The organism is Azospirillum formosense (assembly GCF_013340925.1).
Lineage (GTDB): Bacteria > Pseudomonadota > Alphaproteobacteria > Azospirillales > Azospirillaceae > Azospirillum > Azospirillum formosense.
The window spans coordinates 1-1,926 of record NZ_WHOR01000463.1 but is presented as its reverse complement, the minus strand read 5'-3'; the positions used below and the strand labels follow the sequence as shown (position 1 = coordinate 1,926).

Genomic DNA, 1,926 nt, shown 5'->3' with positions numbered 1-1,926 from the left:
GGAGGGGACTGCCGCCGCTTCGCCAAAATCTCCCTCCCCTGCGCGAGCGGGGGAGGGCCGGGGTGGGGGCCCGACCCAACCACCCCTCAATTTAACTCCCGCAGCACCCTCACCCCATTGTTCAGGTACCGCACATCCGGATCGTAGAACAGCCGTGCCGTGTCGGTGATGTCGGCCAAGCCGCCCCGCCAGGACCCGCCGCGCAACACGCGCTCCCGGCAGTTGGTGGACGTCCAGGCGCTGCCGTCCGTCGGTGCGCCCGCATAGTCGGCGTGCCAGCAGTCGGCGACCCACTCCGCCACGCCGCCGTTCATATCGTGCAGGCCGAAGGGATTCGGCTTGTAGCTGCCGACCGAGGCCGGGGTCAGCCGTTCCTGCGCGCCGCCGCAGTCCTTGCAGTTGGCGAGCGTCCCCGTCTGGCCGTCCCACCAGTAGCGGCCCGTCGTGCCGCCGCGCGCCGCGTACTCCCATTCGGCTTCGGACGGCAGGCGGTAGCGCTGGCCGGTCTTCTGGCTCAGCCACTTCGCGTAGGCCTGGGCCTCCAGCCAGGAGATGTTGTGGATCGGGGTGCTGTCGGTGGGCTTGGTCATGCGCGGCATGCCGCCGGTGCAGCCGCCACCCTCCACGCAGGCGCGCCACTCGGCCACCGTCACCTCGTAGGCGCCGAGCGCGAAGGGCTTGGCGATGGTGACCTTGTGCACCGGACGTTCGGAGCGGTCACCCTGGTCGCTGCCCATGCTGAAGCTGCCGGGCGCGATCCGCACCATCACCGGACAGGCCGGGCAATCCTGGAAGCTGGCCGACCGGCTGTGGTTGCGCACCGCACTGTTGCCGTTGCCGGCCGGGGGGGCTGCGGCCGCCACCTGCTCCGGTGCGGGCGCGGGCTGCGGCGATGCCGGTAGGGGTGGTGCCGCCGCCTCGACCACTGGAGCCGGGGCCGGGGTTGAAACCGGTGGAGGAGCCGATTGGGCCGGTGGCGACGGCCGAGCCGACGCGACCTCAGGCGGCTTGGTGGCAGGGGTGAGCGCGCCCAACTTCTCGCGCGCCGGCTTGGCGTAGGTGCCGTTGCCGAACAGGCGCAGGAAGGCCTCGAAGTCGGCGGGCTCGCGGCTGCCCTTGACCATCTGCCACAGCGATTCCTCAAGCGCCGGCGCGGCCGGGGCGGCGCCCGGCGGGGCGATCTCCAGCGTCACCGTGCCGGTGGCCTTGCCGCCCTTGCCGTCCTCCACCTGATAGGTGAAGGCACCGGCGGCACCCGCCCGCTCCTGCTCCGGGTCGAAGGTCAGCCGGGTCAGCCCCTCGGCCGGCAGGCGGTCGCCGGGGCGGATCAGGGTGGCGCCGTCGCGCACCTTGCCGCGGTCGGGCACGGCGGTCACGGTGACGGTCAGCGGGTCGCCGTCGGGGTCCACCGGCGCCTCGATGGCCAGGGGATTTGGCAGGGCGCGGATGGTGCGCGCCCCGGCCACCACCGGTTCACGGTTGCTCGGCTTGATGGTGATCGCCACGCCGCCCCGCACCACGCCGCCCCGCCCGTCCATGATCGCGAAGTCGAAGCGCCCGGCGTCGCCCACCACCGTCGCGTCCGGCTTGAAGCTGGTGGCGGCGAGCTGCTCCACGGTCAGGTAGTCGCCGATCAGCACGATGCGGTCGCCGATGCGCACGCTGCCGCCGCGCGGCAGGCCGGAAATCTGCGCGAACAGCTGGTCGTCGTCGGGATCGGTCGGGCGCCCGATGCGCAGCGGCTCGGCGTCGCCGCGGTCGGACAGCTCCAGCGGGCGGATCTCGCCGAGCACCGGCGGGCGGTTGGGCGGGCGCGGGTTGAAGTAGAAGGGCGCCGCCCCCAGCGAACCGAAGATGTAGGGCTCCTGGCGCCCGTTGGTCGCCTGCCGCACGGTGTCGCGCACGTTGCGGAAGAACAGGCTCAGC

Annotated in this window: 1 protein-coding gene; it reads right to left on the bottom strand. The window is 72.8% G+C overall.

Translation table 11 applies throughout. The features are described from left to right. Positions 1-86 precede the first annotated feature (86 nt). On the bottom strand, positions 87-1,926 hold a 1,840-nt coding region (locus tag GBZ26_RS29005), incomplete at its 5' end, for an SUMF1/EgtB/PvdO family nonheme iron enzyme (protein WP_174441750.1).